Source organism: Vibrio sp. A1-1 (genome assembly GCF_021728175.1).
In the GTDB taxonomy this organism is placed as follows: Bacteria; Pseudomonadota; Gammaproteobacteria; order Enterobacterales; family Vibrionaceae; genus Vibrio; species Vibrio diabolicus.
In genome coordinates, this window is record NZ_JAKKCL010000020.1 from 1 (window position 1) to 24,302 (window position 24,302).

Below are 24,302 nucleotides of genomic sequence, written 5' to 3' on the forward strand. Positions count from 1 at the left end.
TTTGAATTGACTGTGCTGAATCCGAAGATTCAATGGTCACTTCGTTTCATTGAAACCTAATTTGATACCGAGGTATCGAATTGGATTATCATCAACGAGTGCCCACACAGATTGATAGGTCTATATTGTTAAAGAGCTTTTCCTGTTGAGCTTTGCTCAAAACAGGACGGCCATTTTAGCGAGTTAAAGTTTAGTGTCAATCACTTTTTTCAAACTTTCTTCAAGCGTTTCCGCTTGGCTAATTTGGCTTGCTAACCTCGACTTCGTTTCTTTCGAAGCGTTGCCGTGTCAGCGAGGTGGCATTATAGAGATTGCGATCACATTGGCAAGCCCTTTTTCACGTTTTTTTTGATTTTTTTATCGTTTGGGTGTTTTTTATTCTAAAAGGCGAGTTTTCACTACTATTCTACCTCCATGTCCCCTGTAATCGTCCCTAATAAGGAGAAAAGATGAGCTCAATTAGAAGCTACAAAGGTATAAAGCCTCAACTTGGTGAACGTGTTTACGTTGACTCAACCTCAGTGTTAGTCGGAGATATCCGTATTGGGGACGATTCTAGCATTTGGCCATTAGTAGCGGCACGAGGTGATGTGAACCACATTCACATTGGTGATAGAACGAATATTCAAGATGGCAGTGTTTTGCATGTCACCCATAAGAACGCCGAAAACCCAAACGGCTACCCACTTATAATTGGCAATGACGTTACGATTGGCCACAAAGTGATGCTGCACGGTTGTGAGATCCACGATCGTGTTTTGGTTGGTATGGGGGCGATTGTTTTAGATGCTGTCGTTATTGAATCAGAGGTGATGATTGGAGCGGGCAGTTTAGTACCGCCAGGAAAGAGATTAGAAAGCGGTTATCTTTATGTCGGTAGTCCAGTAAAACAAGCTCGCCCTCTATCAGAGACAGAACGAGCTTTTTTGCAAAAGTCTGCCAATAACTATGTTCAAAACAAAAACGACTACTTACATGAAGTAGAAGACTTGAACTAAAGGTCTGTTAGCCGATGATAATATGGCCTTCTTCGTTGAAGGCTTCATCTTCTATTAACTCTTCTGCTATTTCTTCCAGATCAAATCGGTAGTCAATAAAAGCAGAGATCACGGCCTGCTCCGTATCTAACTCTGAGCCAGATAACTTTTCTAACTTTTGTTTCGTCACAAAGCATTCTATTAGCGCACCAGATTGTTGCGCCGCAAAGTTTACTGATTGTGATACTTCATCCCATGATTGCATGTCTGGGAATAAGATGGATTGATTCATCGCTTATTGACCTTCAAGGTTCTTTCTTAATTCACGCAAAATCTGTTTAGCTTCAGGACGAAGACCGCGCCATAACATAAAACTCTCAGCAGCTTGGCCAACTAACATACCTAAACCATCATAAGCATGTGCCGCACCGTGTTGCTGAGCCCATTGGTTAAATGTGGTATCACCTTTGCCATACATCATATCGTAGCTTGTACTATTGGCGGCGAACACCGAGGAAGAGATCGCAGGTAACTCACCACTCAATGATGCAGACGTAGAGTTGATTATGACATCGAACTCTTCAGCAATGGTATTCATCTCTTTTGCTGTAATAGGGCCATACGCAGAAAACAATTCTGCCAATTCTTCGGCTTTGGAAAATGTACGATTAGTTATCGTTAGAGATATTGGTTTTTGATCGAGCAATGGTTTAATCACTCCTCGAGCGGCACCACCAGCTCCTATGATCAGGATGCGTGCGCCTTCTAAAACGACTTGATGTTGCAACAAGTCCTGCACTAAGCCTGCACCATCAGTGTTATCACCAATGATTTCACCATCATCAAGCTTCTTAAGTGTATTCACTGCTCCAGCAAGCTGAGCACGCTCGGTCAAACGGCTAGCAAATTGATAGGCATCTTCTTTAAAAGGCAAGGTCACGTTACAGCCTTTGCCGCCGTCAGCAAAAAATGCTTTCGCCGCCTCGATAAATCCACCCACAGGCGCACACTCTGCGGTGTATGTTAGGGACTGATTAGTTTGACGAGCAAAGAGTGTATGGATAAATGGCGACTTGCTGTGCCCGATAGGGTTACCAAACACGGCGTAACGATCGATTTGCGGGGTCATGTCCTTACCTTTATTCCTTACTTAGATATAGAGAAAACAGGGCCATCTGATTACAGATGACCCTATCACTATCTATCTATATAGAAAAGGAGATTCCGTGCTTACCATTCGCGTGGTTTCAGGTATCGCTCGTAAAGTTCGGCTTCAGGCGTTCCTGCTTCTGGTTCGTAGCGGTACTCCCATCGCGCTAACGGCGGCATCGACATCAGAATCGACTCGGTACGCCCACCACTTTGTAAACCAAATAAGGTGCCACGGTCGTAGACTAAGTTGAACTCAACATAACGACCACGACGGTAAAGTTGGAATTCACGTTCGCGCTCGCCATATTCGATGTCTTTACGACGAGACACAATCGGCAAGTAAGCTTGGCAATAGCCTTCACCCACCGCTTTGATGTAATCGAAACACTTATCAAACTCCCAGTGGTTCAAATCATCAAAGAACAAACCACCGACACCACGAGTTTCGTTTCGATGTGGCAAGAAGAAGTACTTATCACACCACGCTTTGTGTTCTGCATATACTTCTTCACCAAATGGGGCACAGATTGCCTTAGCTGTATCGTGCCATGACTGACAATCTTCTTCGAAAGGATAGAAAGGAGTCAGGTCGAAACCACCACCAAACCACCAAATTGGTTCTTCGCCCTCTTTCTCAGCGATAAAGAAACGCACATTAGCATGAGAAGTTGGGACGTAAGGGTTTTTGGGATGGATAACCAAAGAGACCCCCATCGCTTCAAAACGGCGACCCGCTAGATCCGGACGATGTGCCGTCGCAGATGCTGGCATTTCTTTCCCTTCTACATGCGAGAAGTTCACCCCACCTTGCTCGAAAACAAGGCCATCACGCATAACACGTGAGCGCCCACCGCCACCAAGACGTTCGCCCGGTTCACGATGCCATGCATCCTCGACAAAGACGGCCTCTCCATCTTCTTGTTCTAACTGCTGACAAATGGAGTCCTGAAGTGACATCAGGAACTGCTTTACGGCGTGCTTATCGATTGCTGACATACGTTATTACCTATTACGTGATACCGGTTGATGACTGGCAAGCAGGGTTAGCCCTGTCTTAATATTTGTGAAGTCTTGGCGTCACGAATCTCGCTGGGTTTATCACGACCGCTGGTTTCACCACGAAGAATGGCCACCAGCTTGTCACCCAATTGCTCTTCGACTTCTTCCGTGGTCATACACGGTGGCAAGCCGGAAAGATTCGCGCTGGTAGAGGTTAACGGCTTTCCGAATGCATTACACATCTTTTGAACCAAAGGATGATCAGTCACACGAACTGCAATTGAATCAAACTGCCCTGAAACCCAGTTGGAGACTTTATCGCTCGCAGGCATGATCCAAGTGTATGGACCTGGCCAAGTTGCATGAACGGTCGCTAATTGTTCTCGAGTCAGTTGAGATTCATCAATATACGGCAAGAGCTGCTCATAACTTGCAGCGATCAGAATCAGCCCTTTTTCCACCGGGCGCTGCTTGAGCTCCAGCAGTTTTTGAATTGCTTCTGGGTTATCTGGATCGCATCCGACACCAAAAACCCCTTCTGTTGGGTAGGCAATCACTTCGCCTTGTTGTAGTGCGTTGAGCACTTGTTCAAAGTTATCCACCGATTACTTCCTGATTGTCTGACTGTATTATTTTCACTAAGTGTACAAATATTCATTCTCAGACACTAAAGCAATTTTTTTATAAAATGTATCAATAGCGTCAACAACAAGACGCAAACGTTTGCTTGAGATAAAAATCCCCGTATAATGCGCACAAATTTATCAGCTCACCTAATTTTGCAGCTTGAAGGAGTTTGAGATGAAAGTCGGTATCATCATGGGTTCTAAATCCGATTGGCCAACCATGAAACTAGCAGCAGACATGCTGGATCAATTTGGCGTGTCTTACGAAACAAAGGTGGTGTCAGCTCACCGTACTCCTCAACTATTAGCCGATTACGCTAGCAGCGCGAAAGAACGCGGCATCAAAGTGATCATCGCAGGTGCCGGTGGTGCAGCTCACCTACCGGGAATGGCGGCAGCCTTCACCAGTTTGCCTGTACTTGGCGTTCCGGTTCAATCTCGCGCACTAAAAGGCATGGACTCTCTGCTATCTATTGTACAAATGCCAAAAGGCATTGCCGTCGGTACGTTAGCGATTGGCGAAGCGGGCGCTGCAAACGCAGGCATCTTAGCGGCACAAATCCTAGGCACTCATGACGAAAGCATCATGGCGAAGGTAGAAGCGTTCCGCAATGAACAGACGGAAACCGTACTGGCTAACCCAAATCCAGCTGAGGATTAATCAGATGCATGTACTGGTTCTTGGTGCTGGTCAATTGGCTCGAATGATGTCTCTGGCTGGTGCGCCACTGAATATTCAAATTTCAGCTTACGATGTCAGCAGCGGTGATGTCGTTCACCCTTTAACTCAACAGGTACTTGGCCATGGCTTGGAAAATGCGATTACGCAAGTTGATGTGATTACTGCCGAGTTCGAGCATATTCCACATGACGTGCTCAAGGTTTGCGAAGCGAGCGGCAAGTTCCTACCAAGTACGCAAGCCATCAAAGCAGGTGGTGATCGCCGTATTGAAAAAGCACTGCTTGATGATGCTAGCGTGCGCAACGCGAAATACTACGTGATTGAAACTCGTGAAGACTTTGAGCGCGCAATTGAACACGTTGGTATGCCAATGGTTCTGAAAAGTGCATTGGGTGGTTACGATGGTAAAGGTCAATGGCGCTTAAAAGACGCTTCTCAAGTCGACGACATTTGGACTGAGATGGCAGAGTGCATCGCGGCAACACCTACTCAAGCGATTGTTGCTGAAGAGTTTGTTCCTTTTAACCGCGAAGTATCACTTGTAGGTGCTCGCGGTAAAGATGGCAGCGTTGAAGTGTACCCTCTAGCAGAAAACGTTCACATCAATGGCGTATTGAGCTTATCCACCGCAATTGATGCGCCAGAACTGCAAGCCCAAGCCAAGCAGATGCTCACGGCCGTCGCAGATAGCCTAGATTACGTTGGTGTATTGGCGCTCGAATTCTTTGATGTCGATGGCACACTGTTAGTGAATGAGATTGCCCCACGAGTGCACAACTCCGGTCACTGGACACAGCAAGGTGCAGAAACCTGTCAGTTCGAGAACCACCTGCGCGCCGTATGCGGCTTGCCGTTAGGCAGCACCAAACTGATTCGCGAAACCTCGATGGTGAATATTCTTGGTGAAGATACGTTGCCAGAAGCGCTTCTCGCCATGGATGGTTGTCACATCCATTGGTACGGCAAAGAGAAGCGTGAAGGGCGAAAAATGGGTCACATCAACGTATGTGGTGACTACCCAGGAGAATTGCACCGTAGGTTGTGCGCTCTCGCGGATGCCTTAGATCCAATGGCATTCCCAGCCGTGCACGAGTTTGCGAAACAAGCATAACGCTAAAATCTAGCCCCAAAAACCACAAAGGGTCGCACGATGCGACCCTTTTTAATTCCTTTGATGTATTTACCCTTGCTGAGTGTGCTGGCACTTACGGTTGGCACATTGCAATTTCACACCACTGGCGAGTTTCTTCTCCACCAACAGAGTAAAACCACATTCTTCACACCTCCCCTTTACCGGAGGGAGATTCACTGCAAATTTGCATTTAGGGTAGTTATCACATGCGTAGAAAGTTTTACCAAAGCGCGTCTTACGCTCAACTAAATGACCTTTACCGCATTCAGGACACGCGTGGTGCTCTTGCGACTGCTTTTCTGGCTCTGGTTGATTAATCGACTCAATATGATGGCACGCCGGATAGTTACTGCAACCAACAAACATCCCATAACGCCCTTGGCGTAATACCAACTCGTTACCACAATCTGGACAAGGAACGCCAAGCTCTTTGACGATGTGTCCATCATTGTTGTGCAGGGCTTTGATGTAATCACAGCTTGGATAGTGGCTACAGCCAAGAAAGGGACCGTGTTTGCCATGTTTGAGGGTCAACTCGCTGCCACATTTAGGACACGGCTCGTGTTCCAATGCGTGTTCATGGGCAGAGAAAAGGGTGTTGTCGATTTTACTACTCATACTTACCGTTTCGTGAAAAACACACCAAAAGACAAGCTCGCGTTCTTGCTAGCTAAACTCGAACTTGCCTAGATTGGGTTAGTGAAGAATCCCTTGTTCCTTGGTGTACAACAGCTCTTCCATTAGCGTATAAGCGTTTTCATTACCAGGCACATTAAACAGCACCATCAAAATGATCCATTTGAGGTCTTCAAGCTCAAACTCACTCGTTTCTAGACCCATCACTCGGTCAATCACCATTTCGCGAGTTTCTGTGGTTAAAACATTGATTTGCTCGAGAAACAATAAAAACCCTCGGCATTCCAAATCTAAACGCTGCATCTCTTTCGCTGTGTAGATACGAGTTGATGACGAAGCCATGCAAGTCGAGATTGCAGAAGAGGTATCACTTTGCTGCAATGCGGCAAGCTCTTCTAACCAGACAAGGGCTTTGTAGATATCTTTTTGTTGGAAGCCTGCACGGAGCAGCTCTTCTTCCAACTCGTCTTGTTCGACCTGTAACTCTGCATCGCTATGGATGTAGGTTTCGAATAGATACATCAGTATATCCATCATCATAGCTAGCCCCTCCCCTTTCGAATATAGCCACCTGAAACCGCAACGACATGCCCAGAGAGTTCTAACTCTAAGAGCTGCATCATGACTTCCTGGACAGGTATATTGGTCCTGTTTGCAAGAATATCAACCGGTGTAGCTTCACTTCCTACGTTAGCTAACAGCTGAGGAAATGGCAATTCTTCTTCATCATTTAACGTAGAAAATAAATCGGTACTCTGATTAATAGACCAATCAAGCAAAGACTGTATTTCATCTAAGACATCTTTCGTCTTTTCTACGAGGCAAGCACCATGACGTATCAACTGGTTGCCACCGCAGGCATTGGGGGCATTGATTGACGCTGGCAGCGCAAACACTTCTCGACCTTGCTCAAGCGCGTAACGAGCAGTAATTAACGAGCCACTCCTTTCCGCCGCTTCCACAACTAACACACCTAGCGATAATCCGCTAATAATGCGGTTTCGACGCGGGAAGTTTTCCGGGCGCGGCTTGGCGTTAGGGCGAAACTCAGACACCAAAGCCCCATGTTCAATAACACGTTGCGCTAAACCACGATGACGTGCCGGATAAATATTTTCTAAGCCAGATCCCAGCACCGCAATCGTCTTACCTTTTGCTTGCAACGCACCATCATGCGCATGACCGTCAATGCCTAAAGCGAGACCACTGGTGACAATAAAATCGTGCTGAACAAATTCTGCGGCAAAGTGGCGTGCATGCTGTAAGCCATCAATACTCGCATTTCGGCTGCCAACCATTGCTATTTGTGGCTGCGAAAGACAAGTAGAATTTCCTTGAACAAAAAGCAGAGGTGGCGGCGCAACGATTTGTTTGAGTTGAGGTGGATAAAGCGGGTCAGTCAGTGTCAGGATATGATGATTTGTAGAAGCCTCAAGCCAACTTAAACAGGCATCAACTTCTTTATCTGTTGAAGCCCAAGCTTGAATTTGCTTAGTTGTTAACCCAAGTTGTTGTAGCTGTTCGGGAGAGAAGTTTACGATGTTACGCGGCGTGTCTCTTGCCAGTAGCTTATTCATTTTGACCCCGCCAATGCCTGGTAAACAACTCAGTTTTAACCAGGCAGCGAGATCATCGTTATTTCGTCGATTCATCGATGGTTAATTCGTTCGCCAACGGTGACACCACCGAAACATCTTGGTTAATGGGTTTCGTACTGTTAGTGATAAGTGCCAAGCTAAAGTACTGATACGGACGAATCACAAGCAATTCGCCAACTTTACTCTGTGGCAGAGTGATTTTCTTATCAAGCACGCCAAACTCTTTCTTGAACTCATCGCCGTCTTTGTAAACTGGGTGCGCGTCTTCTTTTAAATCAAACACACTGCCTTGCTTCAGATTGTCTGACGTGCCTTTATCAATCACCACGACTTGGTTAGTTGAACTAAAGCGAATACCTTCGATATTACCTAGCAACTTTGCCGAACTGCCTTGTGGCGACGGCAGCGGGTAGAACGTAGTCGTGAAGTCAGTATTCTCAACCGATTGATTTGGCAACGCGATATCGTTACGTAGAATTTCTTGCATCTGCGATGTAAGCTTCAAACCTGAATAATCACTCGAAGCTTCAACGAGCTCGCCTTTGGCAATCAAACGCAGCGCGGTAATCTCTTCGGACACATCGTCACGCGAAAAGGTAGCTACTGGTCGGTAAATAGCCCAACCTGTCGCGGTCTGATTACCATTGATATACAGCACATCTTCTGCAGTCAGATACTTACTGCCTTTGCTGCTACCCATCACTTTTGCTGCACTGTTCAACGCATCTTGATCCAGCAACCGATCCGATTTGAGGTAAGGCATCACCAAACCTTCCGCGACCGTTGGTACCGCTTTCTTTTCCGTGATACGTGCTTTCGGGCTCAGCTTCTTAACCGGTTTTAGGCTCAATACGGGCTGACCGTTAATCCACACCAAAGACAGCTTGTCACCGGGATAAATTAAATGAGGGTTGTCGATTTCCGGGTTTACTTGCCATAAACGAGGCCACAACCACGGGCTATCCAAGTACATGGCCGAAATATCCCATAGCGTATCGCCCTTCACGACTACATATGTTTGTGGCGCATCATCTTTAACAGTCAGTGGTTTCGCATCCACATTTGCTACAGCGTTGAAAGAGAAAAGTAACGGCAACGTAACACTGGCAACGTTGCGGAAAATTCGATTCATGACCCTCGTCCTTGGTCTGTTAAGCAGGAACCAGAATGGAAATTGGTGCAAGGATGCTGTCATTTAGGCTATAAAATGTCTAGAATTGAGCCAACAAGGTTTGTGCTGTTTCGGCACAGTTCAATATTTCGAGTGAATATGTCTGTATTACAAGTATTAACATTCCCAGATGATCGCCTGCGCACGGTCGCGAAGCCTGTTGACGCGGTGACTCCTGAGATTCAAAAAATCGTCGATGACATGATTGAAACCATGTACGACGAAGAAGGTATTGGCCTTGCTGCAACGCAGGTTGATATCCACAAACGTATCGTAGTGATTGATATTTCAGAAACTCGCGATGAGCCGATGGTGCTAATCAACCCTGAGATTCTGGAAAAGCGTGGCGAAGATGGCATCGAAGAAGGCTGTCTGTCGGTACCAGGTGCACGCGCACTTGTGCCTCGCGCTGCAGAAGTTACCGTTAAAGCACTGGATCGTGATGGCAAAGAGTTCACCTTTGAAGCCGACGACCTGCTAGCGATTTGTGTTCAACACGAGCTTGATCACCTACAAGGTAAGCTATTCGTGGATTACCTATCACCACTGAAACGCAAACGCATTCAGGACAAGCTAGCAAAAATCAAACGCTTTAACGAGAAGCAGCAAAACGCTTAATCTCGAACCATACCAATTAGAAGGAAGTCTACCTTGAGTCAGTCTTTACGTATTGTCTTTGCAGGTACTCCGGATTTCGCCGCCCGTCACTTGGCGGCGTTGTTGTCTTCGGAGCATGAAGTAATCGCGGTTTACACAAACCCAGATCGTCCAGCGGGTCGTGGCAAGAAATTGGCTGCGCCACCGGTAAAACAACTGGCGCTGGAACACAACATCCCGGTTTACCAACCTGAAAGCTTTAAGTCCGACGAAGCGAAACAAGAACTTGCCGACCTGAACGCCGATCTCATGGTTGTCGTGGCGTACGGTATGCTCCTGCCACAAGCGGTTCTTGATACCCCTAAACTGGGTTGTATCAACGTACATGGTTCTATCCTACCTCGTTGGCGTGGTGCGGCTCCAATCCAACGCTCTATTTGGGCGGGCGATGCAGAAACTGGCGTGACCATCATGCAGATGGACATCGGTCTCGACACTGGTGATATGCTGAAGATTGCAACTCTGCCAATCGAAGCGACAGATACCAGCGCTTCAATGTACGAAAAATTGGCGGAGCTTGGTCCAGAAGCCCTGATTGACTGCCTAGCAGACATTGCTGCGGGTAAAGCAGTGCCAGTGCAGCAAGACGATGAGCTAGCGAACTATGCGAAAAAACTCAGCAAAGAAGAAGCACGCATCAACTGGAACGACGATGCGGCGCACATTGAGCGCTGCGTTCGTGCATTTAACCCATGGCCAATGAGCCACTTTGAGGCGGCAGAAAACAGCATCAAAGTATGGCAAAGCCGTGTGGCAGAGCAAACCAGTGACAAGCCAGCCGGCACCATCGTGCAAGCAGATAAAACCGGTATCTATGTTGCGACAGGCAACGGTGTACTGGTGCTAGAGCAACTGCAAGTTCCTGGCAAAAAAGCCATGTCAGTTCAGGATATTCTAAACTCACGTGCAGCTTGGTTTGAAGTCGGCACTCTGCTGGTTTAAGCCATACTAGGGGTTATCATCCCCAATAATACGAACTTTTAGAGGGCAGAGATGCCCTCCTTTACTTTAAGGTACTCATCATGAATGTTCGCGCTGCGGCTGCTAACGTCCTGTATCTTGTCGTCGACAAGGGCCACTCACTTTCAAGCGCTCTTCCAGCGGCTCAACAAACGGTACGACCTCGTGACCATGCTCTGCTACAAGAGATCTGTTACGGTGCGTTACGTTACCTACCTCGCCTAGAAATGATCGCAAACCAGTTGATGGATAAGCCGCTCAAAGGCAAACAACGTGTATTCCATCACCTAATTCTGGTTGGTATTTACCAACTGAGTTTCATGCGCATTCCTGCGCACGCAGCTGTCGGTGAAACGGTTGAAGGCACTAAAGAGCTGAAAGGTCCTCGTCTGCGTGGTTTGATTAACGCAGTATTGCGTAACTACCAACGCAACCAAGAAGAACTCGACCAAATGGCCGTCAGCAACAACGCTGGCAAGTACGGTCACCCAAGCTGGTTACTAAAACTGCTGCAAGAGGCCTACCCACAGCAATGGGAAAGCATTGTTGAAGCGAACAACCAAAAAGCACCAATGTGGCTGCGTGTGAACCATCAACACCACACTCGTGATGAATACCTTGCGCTACTCAAAAATGAAAACATTGATAGCACGCCACACACAGAAGCAATGGACGCCATAAAATTGGCCGCACCATGTGACGTGATGAAGCTACCTGGCTTTGATAAAGGTTGGGTTTCGGTCCAAGATGCGGCAGCGCAGCTTTCGATCAACTACCTAAAACCACAAGACGGCGAACTGATTTTAGATTGCTGTGCTGCGCCAGGTGGCAAGACTGCGCACATTCTAGAGCGCACGTCGGGCAGTGAAGTGGTCGCGATTGACTGCGACGACACACGGCTGAAACGTGTGCATGAAAACCTGAAGCGTCTCAACCTTCAGGCAAAAGTGGTTTGCGGTGATGCGCGTAATCCACAAGAATGGTGGCAAGGCGAGCAATTTGATCGCATTTTGCTGGATGCCCCATGTTCTGCGACTGGCGTGATTCGTCGTCACCCAGACATCAAATGGCTACGTCGTGCAGACGACATCGCCGCATTAGCAGAGCTACAAAGTGAAATTTTTGATGCCATGTGGACGCAACTGAAACCCGGCGGCACAATGGTTTACGCGACTTGTTCAATCACACCGCAAGAAAACGTGGAGCAAGTAAAAGCGTTTTTAGCACGTACCGCGGATGCGCAACTGCTGGATTCTGATCCCGACCAGCCTGGTCGTCAAATTCTACCAGGCGAAGAAGATATGGATGGTTTCTACTACGCAGTGCTAACTAAAACACACGCGTAACAGCATGCTAAATAGGGCGATTGGAGTGATTTCAATCGCCTTTTTCAGATAACGAGAAAAGAGTATGAAGATCATTATTCTTGGTGCAGGTCAGGTTGGCGGCACACTGGCAGAAAACCTAGTGGGTGAAAACAACGACATCACCATCGTCGACAACAATACCGACCGACTGCGTGAATTGCAGGACAAATACGACCTGCGTGTGGTCAATGGCCATGCGAGCCACCCGGACGTGCTGCACGAAGCTGGCGCGCAAGACGCCGATATGCTCGTCGCAGTAACCAACACTGATGAAACCAACATGGCCGCCTGTCAGGTCGCGTTCACTCTATTCAACACCCCAAACCGCGTTGCACGTATTCGCTCTCCAGAATACTTGGCAGAAAAAGAAGCCCTATTTAAGTCTGGTGCGATCCCCGTCGACCACCTGATTGCACCAGAAGAGCTGGTAACCAGCTACATCGAACGTCTGATCCAATACCCGGGCGCGCTGCAAGTGGTGAGCTTTGCTGAACAGAAAGTCAGCCTAGTGGCGGTAAAAGCCTACTACGGTGGCCCGTTGGTGGGTAACGCGCTGTCTGCTTTGCGTGAGCACATGCCGCACATCGATACCCGTGTGGCAGCGATTTTCCGTCAAGGCCGTCCGATTCGCCCGCAAGGCACCACCATTATTGAAGCCGATGATGAAGTGTTCTTCGTTGCCGCAAGTAATCATATTCGCTCAGTGATGAGTGAACTTCAGCGCCTAGAAAAACCGTACCGCCGCATCATGATTGTTGGCGGGGGTAACATTGGTGCCAGTCTCGCAAAGCGCTTAGAACAAAACTACAGCGTGAAGCTGATTGAACGTAACTACCAACGTGCAGAAAAACTGTCAGAAGAGCTAGAAAACACCATCGTGTTCTGCGGCGACGCGGCAGACCAAGAGCTTCTCTCGGAAGAGAACATCGACCAAGTCGACGTCTTCATCGCGCTAACCAACGAAGATGAAACCAACATCATGTCTGCGATGTTGGCAAAACGCATGGGTGCGAAAAAAGTAATGGTACTGATCCAACGTGGCGCTTATGTAGATCTGGTACAAGGCGGCGTAATTGATGTGGCGATCTCACCACAACAAGCGACCATTTCCGCCTTGCTGACGCACGTGCGTCGCGCTGATATCGTAAACGTGTCCTCACTTCGCCGCGGCGCTGCGGAAGCCATTGAAGCCGTCGCTCACGGTGATGAAAGTACATCCAAAGTGGTTGGACGTGCGATTGGAGATATTAAGCTCCCACCTGGGACCACCATTGGTGCTATCGTTCGTGGCGAAGAAGTCCTTATTGCCCACGACCGTACGGTCATCGAGCAGGATGACCATGTGGTGATGTTCCTGGTCAACAAAAAATACGTATCAGACGTCGAAGCGCTATTCCAGCCGAGTCCATTCTTCCTCTAGGATTTTCCTATGGTCAACTTACGTCCCGTACTATTTGTTATCGGGCTGGTTTTATCCAAACTGGCCCTGTTTATGTACGTGCCGACTTTGGTCGCTTTCTTTACCGGTACGGGGGGATTCCTCGATTTCGCCCAAGCCGTTGTGATCACGCACCTTGCCGCCTTCATTTGCCTCACGATCGGTCGAACCGCCAAGTTCAAACTCAGCGTACGCGATATGTTCCTCATCACCAGTTTGGTTTGGACCATCGCCAGTGCGTTTGCCGCCTTGCCATTTGTGTTTATCAACCACATCAGCTTCACCGACGCCTACTTCGAAACGATGTCGGGTATCACCACGACGGGCTCAACGGTGCTAAGTGGCCTAGACAACATGGCGCCGAGCATCTTGCTGTGGCGCTCTATTTTGCAGTGGCTTGGGGGGATTGGTTTTATCGTAATGGCGGTGGCGGTGCTACCTATGCTCAATGTCGGTGGTATGAAGCTATTCCAAACCGAATCATCCGATTGGTCGGATAAAAGTAGCCCGAGAGCAAAAACGGTCGCCAAAAACATCGTAGCGGTTTATTTGATGCTTACTGGCTTATGCATTGTGGGCTACTTGGTCACCGGCATGAACCTGTTTGAAGCGATCAATCACGCCTTTACCACGCTATCAACGGGCGGATACTCTACATCCGATGGGTCGATGAACCACTTCTCTAATGGCGCACACTGGGTGGCCACTACCTTTATGTTCTTAGGTGGCTTGCCATTTTTGCTCTTCATCGCCGCGTTACGTAAACGCCGTATTGATGTATTGGTTAACGACGCTCAAGTTCGAGGATTCGCGTACCTGTTCGTGTTCTCAAGCTTAGTGATTTCAGCCTGGTTAGTGATTCGAGATGGATACACCATTCTGGATGCGCTGCGAGTGTCGATGTTTAATATCGTCTCAGTCGTCACCACAACCGGCTTTGGCTTAGAGGACTTCACCGCGTGGGGCGCATTACCCACCACTCTTTTTGCCTTCTTAATGATGGCGGGCGCATGTTCGGGGTCAACGTCTGGTGGGATCAAAATCTTCCGTTTCCAAATCGCAATGACACTGCTGAACAAACAGATGATGAAATTGATTCACCCTTCAGGTGTGTTTGTACAGCGCTACAACCAACGCCCAGTGAATGATGACATTGTTCGCTCGGTGGTCGCGTTTGGCTTGATGTTCTTTATCACCATCATCTTTATCGCGGGTTGCTTGAGTGCGCTGGGTTTAGACCCCATCACTAGCATCTCTGGTGCCATCACTGCGGTAGCCAACGTCGGCCCAGGTATGGGAAGCGTGATTGGACCGACGGGTAACTTCGCGCCTCTGCCAGATACCGCCAAGTGGCTCCTGAGCTTTGGCATGTTAATGGGCCGCTTGGAAATTCTGACTATTCTTGTACTGTTCTTCCCTGCGTTTTGGCGCCGTTAAGCAGACACAAATAAAAGGTATAACAATGAAAACATGGATCACTCTGGCGACCCTACTTGCCGCCTCATCCACATACGCCGCTGAAGTCATCACTTTAGCCGATGGTCGAGAAGTGAAGTTAAACGATGACTTTACTTGGGAATACGTCATGAAAAAACCTGCGCAGCAAGCAACAGAGACGCAAGCGACAACAAGTGCGGTTGAAACGATCGCATCTCCCGCAATTGCGACAATTCCAGTGGTGACGAAAACTGTTGGCACTACCGTGGTGGTAAACGCCAAAAAGCCAACCATGCAGCTGTCTGACTCTGGTGTCGACGTACTGATTGGCTCCGCGAGCTATCAAGATGGTGAGCTCGTACTGCCAACGTCCATTACCAATCAAAGCTCACAATCGGTGATTCAAGTTGAAGTGGAAGTTCAGGTATTTGATATGTCTGGCCAGCAACTGGCGAAAGAAAAAGTCACAGTTTGGCAATCCATCAAGCGAATGGCGGATACTTACCTGCGACCAAAGCAAGCAGAACAGGGTAAAAGCATCAAACTGGCAGTGCCGCAGTCTCAGCAATACCAGTTTTCAGCCAAAGTGTTAGAAGTGAAAACTCGTTAATGTGATAACACATGTTTTGTCGAGTTCATATCTATCCGTTAGATAGGCTCGACAAAATAATAAATTGCGAAGAAGTGACACACACAACCCGCTAAAACGAAGCCGTGCCAAATCGCATGATTGAATGGAATACGCTTCGCAACGTAGAAAATCACCCCCAGTGAATACACAATCCCACCAGCTGCGAGTAATGTCAGTCCGCCAATATCCAAGTTGATCGCCAACTGATAAATCACAATCAACGACAGCCAGCCCATGACCAAATACGTCATCAAGGAAAGCTTTTTAAATCGGTAAACAAACGCGACTTTCATGATGATGCCGAGTAGAGCGATGGTCCAGATAACAATCATCAAACCAAACGCGAGCGGCGTACGTAAACTCACCAACAAAAAAGGCGTATAACTGCCAGCAATGAGTAGATAAATGGCGCAGTGATCGAAAGTTTTTAGCCAACGTTTGGCGTTGGGGTGCGGAATTGCATGATACAGCGTCGAAGCCAAAAATAGCACAATAATACTCGCACCATAGACAGCCATACTGGCCAGCGTCAGCGTATCAGCTTGCTGGTCTATGGCTTTGATTAGCAGCAGTATCAGGCCAACAATACCAAAAATCATCCCAATGCCATGAGTGATGGTATTGGCCAGTTCTTCGCGTTGACTGTATTGAGGTTTCTGCAGTTCAGACATCAATGCGCCTATACTAGAGTTTGAAATTTGCTCTAGTATGGCACATTAGGCTTACACGTGTAAGCCTAAATTAAGACTCATGAACGGCCGTGGTTTGATCGAGATAATTAAGTACAAGTTCACCCACTTGATCAAGCTTAGTCGTGGCTGGAATGGTCAACTCTCGTTTGAGTTTTCCGCTACCCAGTAAGCTTGCGAGCATGCCACCCTCGCCCTTGCGTGTGCGGTCAACTTCAAACCATAATTTGAGTTCTTGCTCGTTACGATGAGCGACAAATTCTAACTCACGCCACACGCCATGGTATGGCCCGTCAGTCGGCACCATCTCAAATTCTTGCACAAATGGCAGGTCGAACCCTTTTACTTCCTCACACTCCACTTGGCGAATACGCAAACCTTGCGCTTCAAATGCAGATAACACCGCATCCATTAGTGGATCAGGTCGAACGGTGAGGATGTCTTTATCTGTCGGGTCTAAAGCAGCAGCAACGTCCAAGCCGGTTTCGAGCCACACTTTGGCGTCACCAATGGTGACAGGCGTATTCCAAGGCACATCGAGCTGAACATCGAAGGTACGCTCTTCGCCGGAATGGATGGTAAACGCATAAGGGAGGCTCCACTTAGCAAGCACATGAGTCTGAGGTACTCGGCGCATGCTGTGTCCTTCTCGCGCACCACGATCATCAGGAGCTTCCGCGATATAGCGACAACACAGTTTTAAATCGATGTTGTCGATCGCTTGTTCAGTGGCACCACCATAAACATGGATAGACACATCCACACTTTGACCAGGATATAGCACGTCTTGATTTAGGATTGAGTCGACCTTAGCGCTCCCAATCCCAAAACTGGCAAGTGTCTTCTTCAAAAATGACATAGGCACCTCCTTCGTCGAGATCTCATACTACTACTGCTGATCGAGGGATCAAACAAAAATTGCCTCGATCATCGCGACAAAATGACAAAATCTAAACAATTCAATTGCTCAACTATCGACCAATTATTACAAGGATGCTAATCTTATACGTGATATGCATGCATATCGGTATTCCTGATTCATTAACTGGATTGGCGAGAGCCAGAAGAGTGATTCTTCAATCTTGTTGGAGCCTAGCTCATAATGATTCAGGCCATTACATCGGCAATGGATATGCCTGACAGTTAGGTAAATTAATGCGCCCAACAACAGTCAGGTTCGCACACACTAATACTAGTGCAATGCGCCGCCGCAGTGGCTTTACTACTGCACCAAAGGCAAAGCAAGTTGCGCCAGCAATGACATTGGTTGAGAAGACAGCAATGATGTCGAGTGTTCCGGCCAAAGTTATCAAAGCAGCTTAATCAAAAGCGCGGCGCCAGCTGCGCTTTTTTCTTTGCACACGACTCAAACCACCTCAACGACTTAGAACAAAACACAGTGAAATAGATAGTTTTTCCTATTTGGTCTTCGCAAAGCAATTTGGTACCTTTACAGCTAATTACACCTATAAATTCTGTGGAGAAAGAAATGAAGTGTCATCGCATTGAAGAGCTGCTTGAGCTACTAGAGCCTGAATGGCATAAAGACCAAGAAATGAACCTACTGCAGTTCATCGTGAAGCTAGCGAAAGAAGCAGGCTACGAAGGTAAGCTAGAAGATCTGACCGACGACGTGCTGATCTACCACCTTAAAATGCGTAACAGCAGCAAAGACGAAATGATCCCAGGTCTTAAGAAAGACCAAGAAGATGATTTTAAAACTGCGATTCTGCGCGCTCGTGGCATCATCAAATAACCGGCTCAACAACCCAGTATTCTTTAAGCGACTCCCTCAAATGAGTCGCTTTTTTATAACTAAAATTTTTAGTCCCACAGTTGGTTATAACTGTTCATCCAATTATCAGGTTAACTGTACTGACTTTTGTTGTTAAACGTTGACTGCGTTAAAGAAAAGGAATTGTTATTGATTGTATAATCGCCGTTCATCAGTATTTACTAAAATAATTATGTCCGGTCATGATTTATGATAAGGACGAAGTAGCAATGTCATCGAGCGACATCAATAGAAATGACGCCGTACATTATAAAAGCCTAAGAAGGATGAGTGCATGAGTCAGGATAAGATCGATATCAAAGATGTGACTCCTAAAACCTACAACCCCAAGACTCATAAAGGGAATGGGGATCGGTTCAACCCAAGTAATCGCATCTATGTACGCGAAAGCAAAGGGACTTACCAGAAACTGCGTCGTTACGGTGGTTGGTTCTTACTGCTTCTCTTCGCTTTGATACCGTGGATCCCTTACGGTGAACGTCAAGCGATCTTGCTCGATATTGGCAACCAGCAGTTCAACTTTTTCGGTACCACGTTGTATCCGCAAGATCTTACCCTACTCGCCTTGCTATTTGTGATCGCAGCGTTTGGGTTGTTCTTTATTACCACCTTCTTAGGTCGAGTTTGGTGTGGCTATCTCTGCCCACAAACCGTCTGGACCTTCATGTATATCTGGTTTGAAGAGAAGCTAGAGGGCAGCGCCAATAAGCGTCGTAAGCAGGACTCCAATAAGCTGACGGCAAATTTAGCGATGCGCAAAACCATCAAACATATCGCTTGGTTTGCCATTGCGCTCGCCACTGGTTTTACTTTTGTTGGCTACTTCGTTCCAATGAAGCAATTGGTTATCGACTTTTTCACCTTTAACGCCAACTTCTGGCCCGTCTTTTGGGTAATGTTCTTTGCCATTTGTACCTATGGTAATGCTGGTTGGATGCGTTCCATCATGTGTATTCACATGTGTCCTTACGCGCGCTTCCAGTCTGCCATGTTTGATAAAGACACCTTCATCGTTGGCTATGATGCCAAACGTGGTGAAAAACGTGGTCCACGTCCGCGCAAAGCCGATCCAAAGCAACTTGGTTTGGGTGATTGTATTGATTGTGATTTGTGTGTGCAGGTGTGCCCAACAGGTATCGATATTCGTGACGGCTTGCAGTATGAATGTATCAACTGTGGCGCCTGTATTGATGCGTGTGACAACACCATGGATCGCATGGGTTACGAGAAAGGCCTAATTAGTTACACCACCGAGCACCGCTTATCGGGTAAGAGTACCAAAGTCATGCGTCCGAAGCTGCTAGGCTATGGTGCCGTACTACTCGTCATGGTCGGTCTTTTCTTTGCCCAAATTGCAGCGGTAGACCCAGCCGGCATGAGTGTTATTCGCGACCGTAACCAACTGTTCCGCGTTAATAGCTCGGGAGAAGTAGAAAACACCTACACCCTCAAGGTGATCAACAAAACTCAGCAAGTGCAAGAGTACTCGTTGGATGTTGAAGGGCTATCCGATGTAAGCTGGTATGGTAAGCAGACAATTCAGGTCCAGCCAGGTGAGGTATTGAACCTGCCAATGAGTCTTGGTGCCGATCCTGACAAGCTAAACTCTGCGATTACGACAATTCAGTTTATACTCACCGATAAGAGCAACGAATTCACTATTGAAGTAGAAAGCCGTTTTATTAAAAAACTATAGCGCTACTTCAGTGACTAACGGAAAAAGGCTCAGTAATGAGCCTTTTTGTTTATATGTCCCAAAGTATGTTTAACTTTGACGCCCTTACCCCAGACTTTCTGTGGTACGCGTTAGAAAGCATCGGCGTTCGCGCAGAATCAGGCTTTCTTCCCCTCAATAGCTACGAAAACCGTGTTTATCAATTTACTGACGAAGAGCGTCGTCGTTATGTCGTCAAGTTTTACCGTCCTGAACGTTGGAGCAATGAACAGATCCAAGAGGAGCACGACTTTACTTTAGAGCTGATTGGCAATGAGATCCCCGTCGCACCACCTGTGCGCATCAACGGTGAAACCCTGCATCACTATCAAGGCTATGCTTTTGCGCTGTTTGATAGCGTGGGTGGTCGCCAATACGAGGTTGACAATTTAGATCAGCTCGAAGGTGTAGGGCGTTTCCTTGGCCGAATCCATAAAGTCGGCAGCCGCCAAGCCTTCCAACATCGCCCTACGATCGGCTTACAAGAATACCTGTATCAACCAAGAGAGATTCTGCAAAACGCCAATATGATTCCAATGCACTTGGAGAACAGCTTCTTCAATGACTTGGATATGCTGATCAAATCAATTGAAAGCCACTGGCACGAAGGCTTCAATATGATTCGTTTGCATGGCGATTGCCACCCAGGCAACATTTTGTGGCGAGATGGCCCTATGTTTGTTGATTTGGATGACGCTCGTAACGGCCCTGCTGTGCAGGACTTATGGATGCTGCTTAACGGTGAGCGCCAAGACAAACTGATGCAGCTGGATATTGTTTTAGAAGCTTATCAAGAGTTTTGCGACTTTAACCCCGCAGAATTGAAACTAATTGAGCCACTTCGCGGTCTACGAATGGTGCACTATATGGCATGGCTAGCAAAACGTTGGCATGACCCTGCGTTTCCTCTCGCTTTTCCATGGTTTAATGAGCCAAAATACTGGGAAGGTCAGGTCCTTGCATTTAAAGAGCAGATCGCCGCTTTAGAAGAAGCACCGCTGTCTTTAATGCCTCAATGGTAAGTCAGGCCACAAATTCAAAAATGGAGATATTTCGATGAAAAAACTGTTCGCACTGTTTTCTATGCTGATGCTAAGCCTGTCGGCACATGCAGCGCAATTCAAAGAAGGTGAACATTACAAAGTATTGGATCTTGAGGCATCAAAAAAACCTCTTGTGACGGAGTTTTTCTCTTTCTACTGCCCGCACTGTAATAGCTTTGAACCTGTTATCCAGCAACTGAAAAAGCAGTTGCCAGAAGGCACTAAACTACTAAAAAACCACGTTTCTTTCATGGGTGGCAATATGGGCCCATCAATGAGCAAAGCCTACGCGACCATGGTTGCACTAAAAGTGGAAGACAAAATGGTGCCTGTGATGTTTAACCGCATCCACAATCTAAAGAAGGCGCCACGTAACGATGAAGAGCTTCGCCAAATCTTCCTTGATGAAGGTGTAGACGCGAAGAAATTCGACTCTGCATTCAAAGGCTTTGCGGTTGATTCCATGGTTCGCCGTATGGACAAGCAATTTGAAAACAGCGGTCTAACCGGCGTTCCTGCGGTTATCGTTAACAACAAATACCTAGTTCAAGCACAAAGCATCAAGACGATGGATGAGTACTTCTCTCTGGTGAACTACTTGCTGACACTAAAATAAGCGCATCGATATCAATCAAAAGGGGAGCTCATCGCTCCCCTTTGTTTATTTGTAAATCTCTTGTAGCAACCGATCTTTTTCTTGCCACACATCACCCAACCATTGCTGAAATTGTCGCTTATAGGGCTTATCGTTAAAGTAATCACCAAGCACTCGTTCATCGACGGGCAACACATTCACACGCACTACAACCTTGCCCATTCGGCCCATTAATAAATCCTTGAATGGCTTATTTGTATTTTCTGGGTACGCCAGCGTCACATCGATAATGTTCTCGAACTGCTCCCCCATTGCCGCTAACGTGTATGCGATCCCGCCCGATTTTGGTTGCAGCAAATATTGGTAGCTCGCCTTGCTCTTACGCTGTTTTTCTTCGGTAAATCGAGTGCCTTCGACATAATTAACCACTGTGGTTGGGGCATTTTTGAACTTGGCGCACGAGCGACGTGTCGTCTCTAAATCTTGACCTCGTTTGTGCGGGTTGCGGATCAGATACTCTCGCGAATAACGACGCATAAATGGCATGTCGAGCGCCCAACACGCCATCCCAATGAAAGGCACATACAACAGTTGTTGTTTGAGGAAAAACTTCGGCATAGGAATGCGATCTTTAAACACACAGCAAAGCACCACAATATCGGTCCAACTGAGATGATTACTGATCAACAGATACCACCCGTCTTTTTTCAGCGCCTCACCGCCCTGAACATCCCAGTCAACACGGTTAGAAACCGCCAAAATGCCCGCATTGACTGTAGCCCATAACCACATCACCTTGTTGGCACAAGCGGTCGCTTTCGCTTTTAGCTCCACGCTTGGAAGCAATACTTTAAACACAGCGATAATACAAATTGCGAGTGAACACAGCGCAGAATTGAGAATCACAAAAGAAGCGTTAAAAAAAAATAACAAATATGCCAACATGATAGTCAAACAACAGTGATAATGTGTGAAGAATAAAACAGCGTGTAATTATACTGCGCCTTTGCCACATTGGAATATGCGTGGGAATGGTCAGATTTGTTACCTCAACCAATATTTGCACCACTCATTCGACAATAAGGAGATAACGAATGAAACCAAGGCTAATTCTCTTGCCTTTGGCCTTTGTCGTCAGTTCTGCTCAGGCTCAACTCGCTGAAACCGCAGGTTTTGGCGGTGAAATTTCGCTGAATGCCGGATTTGTATCATCAGAATCCAACTTCAATACGGAAAATAGTAACACCATCGATTCTCTCGATAAGCGTGCCGATAGTGACAGTTCTGTTATCGCTGCACCGCTAGGGAGTGTGACATACACCTTTGGTAGCCGACTTAACCACCAAGTTTACGCCGGTACCACACGCTCAGATGTCGCGGTAGGTACACTCGCTTTTCAGCTGGGCTATCAACACGAGTTGCCATCCGGCACCGTGCTCGATATTTCCTATCTACCGACCGTGCTCAAAAGCGAAACTTGGCGTAACCCATATCAAGTCGGAATCGCCCGTCAAGAAACGGATGTGGACGGCAATGCCTATCGCTTTCAAATCAAGGGATTGATTGATAAAAACTTCAACCTTGATCTCGCTTATGCTGATAAAGACATTGAGCAAGAAGAAGTAACGGACCGTTCACTCGCTCGCGATGCGAGCCTTTACTACGTTAAAGGTGACTATCGGATTTCACTTAATCAAACATCCATGTTGCAACCGGCGTTTACCTACATTAATCAAGATGCCGACGGTAAGGCGGAATCATTTGATTCGTACGGGTTTGACATCAGTTGGTTTAAATTTATCAACCGCCATCGGTTGGCCCTCACCGCAGGTTATGCATGGAAAGACTATCAAGCCGCTAGCCAAACTTTTGCTAAAATACGAAATGACGACACCGTCAGCCTATTTGCAGCCTATGAATATCAAAACGTATTTGACTGGCAAAACTGGTCGTTCATTTCTTTAGCCGGCTACAGCCAAACGGACTCAAATATCACGTTCTATGATGAAAAAGAGTACCTGTTGTCTCTTGGTCTCAACTACACCTTCTAACGTCCTTCATCGCAACAAGGCACTTACAACACTTGTTGCGGTGATATTTGCACGTCTCTATACCGCTTGCGCCGTGAGTTGTTTCAGTAAGCGGTCCATCGCTCGATACCCAAGCGCCTCGGCTAAGTGCGCTCGTTCAATCTGCTCCGCCCCATCAAGATCGGCGATTGTTCGCGCCACTTTGATAATGCGATGATACGCGCGAATCGAAAGCCCCAAACGATGTAAAGCGGTTTCAAGAAACTCCGCATCACTTTTGTGTAAGGGGCAAAACGCCTCGATTTCTCGACTGCCTAACAGTGCATTTACCTTACCGCTGCGGTTCAACATATTGGTACGCGCATGATTCACACGTTCTTTAACGATAGCGGTCGGCTCACCGCGATCACCACCTTCTGCTAATGTTCCTTTGGGCAAAGCTGGGATTTCTAAAGACATATCAAAGCGATCTAACAGTGGTCCAGATAATCGACCAAGGTAACGCAAAATAGCTTGTGGATTGGTGCGAGCTTGATTGCCTTCGTAATATCCTGTCGGACTTGGGTTCAATGCTCCAACTAATTGGAAGCGAGCCGGAAAGCGTGTTTTACCTTGCGCTCGAGAGATAATGATCTCACCAGATTCGAGCGGTTCGCGTAACGAGTCCAGCACCTTTCGGTCAAATTCGGGCATTTCGTCGAGAAACAACAAGCCGTTGTGGGCTAAAGAGATCTCCCCGGGTCTGGGTACCGAGCCACCGCCAACTAATGCTGCCATTGAACTTGAATGATGCGGCGAACGAAACGGACGCGACTTCCAATTATGCTCATTAATTTCACTTTGTGTCAGCGATGCCACCGAAGCGGTTTCCATTGCTTCTTCGTCACTCATTTCCGGTAATAAGTCACACAAGCGCGAAGCCAACATGGTTTTCCCGGTACCTGGCGGGCCAAGGAAAAGGAATCTTGGGTAT

At 47.2% G+C, this 24,302-nt stretch carries 26 protein-coding genes and 1 pseudogene; 15 read left to right on the forward strand and 12 right to left on the reverse strand.

What is annotated here, in order from left to right:
- Positions 1–449 precede the first annotated feature (449 nt).
- Positions 450–998: a gamma carbonic anhydrase family protein gene (locus tag L3V30_RS21165; protein WP_005394003.1), complete on the forward strand. Its 549-nt coding sequence runs from the start codon at positions 450–452 to the stop codon at positions 996–998.
- A gap of 7 nt (positions 999–1,005) precedes the next feature.
- Here L3V30_RS21165 and L3V30_RS21170 read toward each other — a convergent pair whose 3' ends face one another.
- The 4 genes from L3V30_RS21170 to L3V30_RS21185 all read right to left on the reverse strand — a co-directional run bounded on the left by L3V30_RS21170 (position 1,006) and on the right by L3V30_RS21185 (position 3,730).
- Complete coding sequence (locus L3V30_RS21170; RefSeq protein ID WP_005461429.1) at positions 1,006–1,269, reverse strand: DUF1488 domain-containing protein; 264 nt, start codon at positions 1,267–1,269, stop codon at positions 1,006–1,008.
- A 3-nt stretch (positions 1,270–1,272) separates the two neighbouring features.
- Entirely contained in the window at positions 1,273–2,106 is an 834-nt protein-coding gene (gene aroE / locus L3V30_RS21175; protein ID WP_237309811.1) for a shikimate dehydrogenase, read from the reverse strand.
- 101 nt (positions 2,107–2,207) lie between these two features.
- Positions 2,208–3,125, reverse strand: a complete 918-nt coding sequence (gene hemF / locus L3V30_RS21180; protein ID WP_237309813.1) for an oxygen-dependent coproporphyrinogen oxidase — start codon at positions 3,123–3,125, stop codon at positions 2,208–2,210.
- Positions 3,126–3,172: 47 nt separating this feature from the next.
- Positions 3,173–3,730, reverse strand: coding sequence for an L-threonylcarbamoyladenylate synthase (locus L3V30_RS21185; RefSeq protein ID WP_046874602.1), 558 nt, complete (start codon positions 3,728–3,730; stop codon positions 3,173–3,175).
- A 199-nt stretch (positions 3,731–3,929) separates the two neighbouring features.
- Here L3V30_RS21185 and purE point away from each other — a divergent pair, with 199 nt between their 5' ends.
- Entirely contained in the window at positions 3,930–4,415 is a 486-nt protein-coding gene (gene purE / locus L3V30_RS21190) for a 5-(carboxyamino)imidazole ribonucleotide mutase (RefSeq protein ID WP_005394016.1), read from the forward strand.
- A 4-nt stretch (positions 4,416–4,419) separates the two neighbouring features.
- Entirely contained in the window at positions 4,420–5,547 is a 1,128-nt protein-coding gene (locus L3V30_RS21195) for a 5-(carboxyamino)imidazole ribonucleotide synthase (RefSeq protein ID WP_104971081.1), read from the forward strand.
- Positions 5,548–5,616: 69 nt separating this feature from the next.
- On the opposite strand, the gene L3V30_RS21200 is transcribed toward L3V30_RS21195, so the two are convergent.
- From L3V30_RS21200 to L3V30_RS21215, 4 genes are all read right to left on the reverse strand, one after another.
- The gene (locus L3V30_RS21200) at positions 5,617–6,186 is read right to left on the reverse strand and encodes a topoisomerase DNA-binding C4 zinc finger domain-containing protein (RefSeq protein ID WP_005386647.1); all 570 of its coding nucleotides are present in this window, start codon (positions 6,184–6,186) and stop codon (positions 5,617–5,619) included.
- A gap of 78 nt (positions 6,187–6,264) precedes the next feature.
- Positions 6,265–6,744, reverse strand: coding sequence for a DUF494 family protein (locus L3V30_RS21205; protein ID WP_005379074.1), 480 nt, complete (start codon positions 6,742–6,744; stop codon positions 6,265–6,267).
- A 2-nt stretch (positions 6,745–6,746) separates the two neighbouring features.
- The gene (dprA, locus tag L3V30_RS21210; protein ID WP_237309815.1) at positions 6,747–7,856 is read right to left on the reverse strand and encodes a DNA-processing protein DprA; all 1,110 of its coding nucleotides are present in this window, start codon (positions 7,854–7,856) and stop codon (positions 6,747–6,749) included.
- The gene (locus L3V30_RS21215) at positions 7,840–8,934 is read right to left on the reverse strand and encodes a LysM peptidoglycan-binding domain-containing protein (RefSeq protein ID WP_237309817.1); all 1,095 of its coding nucleotides are present in this window, start codon (positions 8,932–8,934) and stop codon (positions 7,840–7,842) included. The genes dprA and L3V30_RS21215 overlap by 17 nt, the downstream gene beginning before the upstream one ends.
- Positions 8,935–9,072: 138 nt before the next feature.
- Here L3V30_RS21215 and def point away from each other — a divergent pair, with 138 nt between their 5' ends.
- From def to L3V30_RS21245, 6 genes are all read left to right on the forward strand, one after another.
- Positions 9,073–9,591, forward strand: coding sequence for a peptide deformylase (gene def, locus L3V30_RS21220; protein ID WP_005461416.1), 519 nt, complete (start codon positions 9,073–9,075; stop codon positions 9,589–9,591).
- Positions 9,592–9,624: 33 nt separating this feature from the next.
- Positions 9,625–10,572, forward strand: coding sequence for a methionyl-tRNA formyltransferase (gene fmt, locus L3V30_RS21225; protein ID WP_020839886.1), 948 nt, complete (start codon positions 9,625–9,627; stop codon positions 10,570–10,572).
- Between the two features lie 80 nt (positions 10,573–10,652).
- The gene (rsmB, locus tag L3V30_RS21230; RefSeq protein WP_005394040.1) at positions 10,653–11,936 is read left to right on the forward strand and encodes a 16S rRNA (cytosine(967)-C(5))-methyltransferase RsmB; all 1,284 of its coding nucleotides are present in this window, start codon (positions 10,653–10,655) and stop codon (positions 11,934–11,936) included.
- Between the two features lie 64 nt (positions 11,937–12,000).
- Complete coding sequence (trkA, locus tag L3V30_RS21235) at positions 12,001–13,377, forward strand: Trk system potassium transporter TrkA (protein ID WP_237309818.1); 1,377 nt, start codon at positions 12,001–12,003, stop codon at positions 13,375–13,377.
- Positions 13,378–13,386: 9 nt separating this feature from the next.
- Complete coding sequence (locus L3V30_RS21240) at positions 13,387–14,832, forward strand: TrkH family potassium uptake protein (protein ID WP_006742925.1); 1,446 nt, start codon at positions 13,387–13,389, stop codon at positions 14,830–14,832.
- Between the two features lie 25 nt (positions 14,833–14,857).
- On the forward strand, positions 14,858–15,442 hold the full coding sequence (locus tag L3V30_RS21245) for a DUF3157 family protein (RefSeq protein WP_065646623.1): 585 nt from the start codon (positions 14,858–14,860) through the stop codon (positions 15,440–15,442).
- Positions 15,443–15,480: 38 nt separating this feature from the next.
- Here the strand turns inward: L3V30_RS21245 and L3V30_RS21250 are convergent, their stop codons facing one another.
- Positions 15,481–16,134, reverse strand: coding sequence for a hemolysin III family protein (locus tag L3V30_RS21250; RefSeq protein ID WP_005394044.1), 654 nt, complete (start codon positions 16,132–16,134; stop codon positions 15,481–15,483).
- A gap of 70 nt (positions 16,135–16,204) precedes the next feature.
- On the reverse strand, positions 16,205–17,011 hold the full coding sequence (locus L3V30_RS21255; protein ID WP_237309820.1) for a sporulation protein: 807 nt from the start codon (positions 17,009–17,011) through the stop codon (positions 16,205–16,207).
- A gap of 296 nt (positions 17,012–17,307) precedes the next feature.
- On the opposite strand from L3V30_RS21255, the gene L3V30_RS21260 reads away from it, so the two are divergent.
- The 5 genes from L3V30_RS21260 to L3V30_RS21280 all read left to right on the forward strand — a co-directional run bounded on the left by L3V30_RS21260 (position 17,308) and on the right by L3V30_RS21280 (position 21,320).
- Positions 17,308–17,475, forward strand: a complete 168-nt coding sequence (locus L3V30_RS21260) for a hypothetical protein (RefSeq protein WP_005379043.1) — start codon at positions 17,308–17,310, stop codon at positions 17,473–17,475.
- A 166-nt stretch (positions 17,476–17,641) separates the two neighbouring features.
- Complete coding sequence (locus L3V30_RS21265; protein WP_048625604.1) at positions 17,642–17,908, forward strand: YihD family protein; 267 nt, start codon at positions 17,642–17,644, stop codon at positions 17,906–17,908.
- Between the two features lie 313 nt (positions 17,909–18,221).
- Positions 18,222–19,643, forward strand: a complete 1,422-nt coding sequence (ccoG, locus tag L3V30_RS21270; protein ID WP_042523886.1) for a cytochrome c oxidase accessory protein CcoG — start codon at positions 18,222–18,224, stop codon at positions 19,641–19,643.
- A 53-nt stretch (positions 19,644–19,696) separates the two neighbouring features.
- Positions 19,697–20,683: a serine/threonine protein kinase gene (locus tag L3V30_RS21275; protein WP_237309821.1), complete on the forward strand. Its 987-nt coding sequence runs from the start codon at positions 19,697–19,699 to the stop codon at positions 20,681–20,683.
- Between the two features lie 34 nt (positions 20,684–20,717).
- The gene (locus L3V30_RS21280) at positions 20,718–21,320 is read left to right on the forward strand and encodes a thiol:disulfide interchange protein DsbA/DsbL (protein WP_005379036.1); all 603 of its coding nucleotides are present in this window, start codon (positions 20,718–20,720) and stop codon (positions 21,318–21,320) included.
- Between the two features lie 45 nt (positions 21,321–21,365).
- Here the strand turns inward: L3V30_RS21280 and L3V30_RS21285 are convergent, their stop codons facing one another.
- Positions 21,366–22,244: an acyltransferase gene (locus tag L3V30_RS21285; RefSeq protein WP_114324056.1), complete on the reverse strand. Its 879-nt coding sequence runs from the start codon at positions 22,242–22,244 to the stop codon at positions 21,366–21,368.
- A 149-nt stretch (positions 22,245–22,393) separates the two neighbouring features.
- On the opposite strand from L3V30_RS21285, the gene L3V30_RS21290 reads away from it, so the two are divergent.
- Positions 22,394–23,350: a DUF2860 domain-containing protein gene (locus L3V30_RS21290; protein WP_237309822.1), complete on the forward strand. Its 957-nt coding sequence runs from the start codon at positions 22,394–22,396 to the stop codon at positions 23,348–23,350.
- A 57-nt stretch (positions 23,351–23,407) separates the two neighbouring features.
- Here the strand turns inward: L3V30_RS21290 and L3V30_RS21295 are convergent.
- Positions 23,408–24,289, reverse strand: a pseudogene (locus L3V30_RS21295) (YifB family Mg chelatase-like AAA ATPase); the annotation flags it as partial.
- Positions 24,290–24,302: the final 13 nt, after the last annotated feature.

Coding starts and splice junctions, on each gene's coding strand:
- L3V30_RS21165 (WP_005394003.1), top strand. CDS start 450: ATGAGCTCAATTAGAAGCTACAAAGGTATAAAGCCTCAACTTGGTGAA.
- L3V30_RS21170 (WP_005461429.1), bottom strand. CDS start 1,269: ATGAATCAATCCATCTTATTCCCAGACATGCAATCATGGGATGAAGTA.
- aroE (WP_237309811.1), bottom strand. CDS start 2,106: ATGACCCCGCAAATCGATCGTTACGCCGTGTTTGGTAACCCTATCGGG.
- hemF (WP_237309813.1), bottom strand. CDS start 3,125: ATGTCAGCAATCGATAAGCACGCCGTAAAGCAGTTCCTGATGTCACTT.
- purE (WP_005394016.1), top strand. CDS start 3,930: ATGAAAGTCGGTATCATCATGGGTTCTAAATCCGATTGGCCAACCATG.
- L3V30_RS21195 (WP_104971081.1), top strand. CDS start 4,420: ATGCATGTACTGGTTCTTGGTGCTGGTCAATTGGCTCGAATGATGTCT.
- L3V30_RS21200 (WP_005386647.1), bottom strand. CDS start 6,186: ATGAGTAGTAAAATCGACAACACCCTTTTCTCTGCCCATGAACACGCA.
- L3V30_RS21205 (WP_005379074.1), bottom strand. CDS start 6,744: ATGATGATGGATATACTGATGTATCTATTCGAAACCTACATCCATAGC.
- dprA (WP_237309815.1), bottom strand. CDS start 7,856: ATGAATCGACGAAATAACGATGATCTCGCTGCCTGGTTAAAACTGAGT.
- L3V30_RS21215 (WP_237309817.1), bottom strand. CDS start 8,934: ATGAATCGAATTTTCCGCAACGTTGCCAGTGTTACGTTGCCGTTACTT.
- def (WP_005461416.1), top strand. CDS start 9,073: ATGTCTGTATTACAAGTATTAACATTCCCAGATGATCGCCTGCGCACG.
- rsmB (WP_005394040.1), top strand. CDS start 10,653: ATGAATGTTCGCGCTGCGGCTGCTAACGTCCTGTATCTTGTCGTCGAC.
- trkA (WP_237309818.1), top strand. CDS start 12,001: ATGAAGATCATTATTCTTGGTGCAGGTCAGGTTGGCGGCACACTGGCA.
- L3V30_RS21240 (WP_006742925.1), top strand. CDS start 13,387: ATGGTCAACTTACGTCCCGTACTATTTGTTATCGGGCTGGTTTTATCC.
- L3V30_RS21245 (WP_065646623.1), top strand. CDS start 14,858: ATGAAAACATGGATCACTCTGGCGACCCTACTTGCCGCCTCATCCACA.
- L3V30_RS21250 (WP_005394044.1), bottom strand. CDS start 16,134: ATGTCTGAACTGCAGAAACCTCAATACAGTCAACGCGAAGAACTGGCC.
- L3V30_RS21255 (WP_237309820.1), bottom strand. CDS start 17,011: ATGTCATTTTTGAAGAAGACACTTGCCAGTTTTGGGATTGGGAGCGCT.
- L3V30_RS21260 (WP_005379043.1), top strand. CDS start 17,308: ATGCGCCCAACAACAGTCAGGTTCGCACACACTAATACTAGTGCAATG.
- L3V30_RS21265 (WP_048625604.1), top strand. CDS start 17,642: ATGAAGTGTCATCGCATTGAAGAGCTGCTTGAGCTACTAGAGCCTGAA.
- ccoG (WP_042523886.1), top strand. CDS start 18,222: ATGAGTCAGGATAAGATCGATATCAAAGATGTGACTCCTAAAACCTAC.
- L3V30_RS21275 (WP_237309821.1), top strand. CDS start 19,697: ATGTCCCAAAGTATGTTTAACTTTGACGCCCTTACCCCAGACTTTCTG.
- L3V30_RS21280 (WP_005379036.1), top strand. CDS start 20,718: ATGAAAAAACTGTTCGCACTGTTTTCTATGCTGATGCTAAGCCTGTCG.
- L3V30_RS21285 (WP_114324056.1), bottom strand. CDS start 22,244: ATGTTGGCATATTTGTTATTTTTTTTTAACGCTTCTTTTGTGATTCTC.
- L3V30_RS21290 (WP_237309822.1), top strand. CDS start 22,394: ATGAAACCAAGGCTAATTCTCTTGCCTTTGGCCTTTGTCGTCAGTTCT.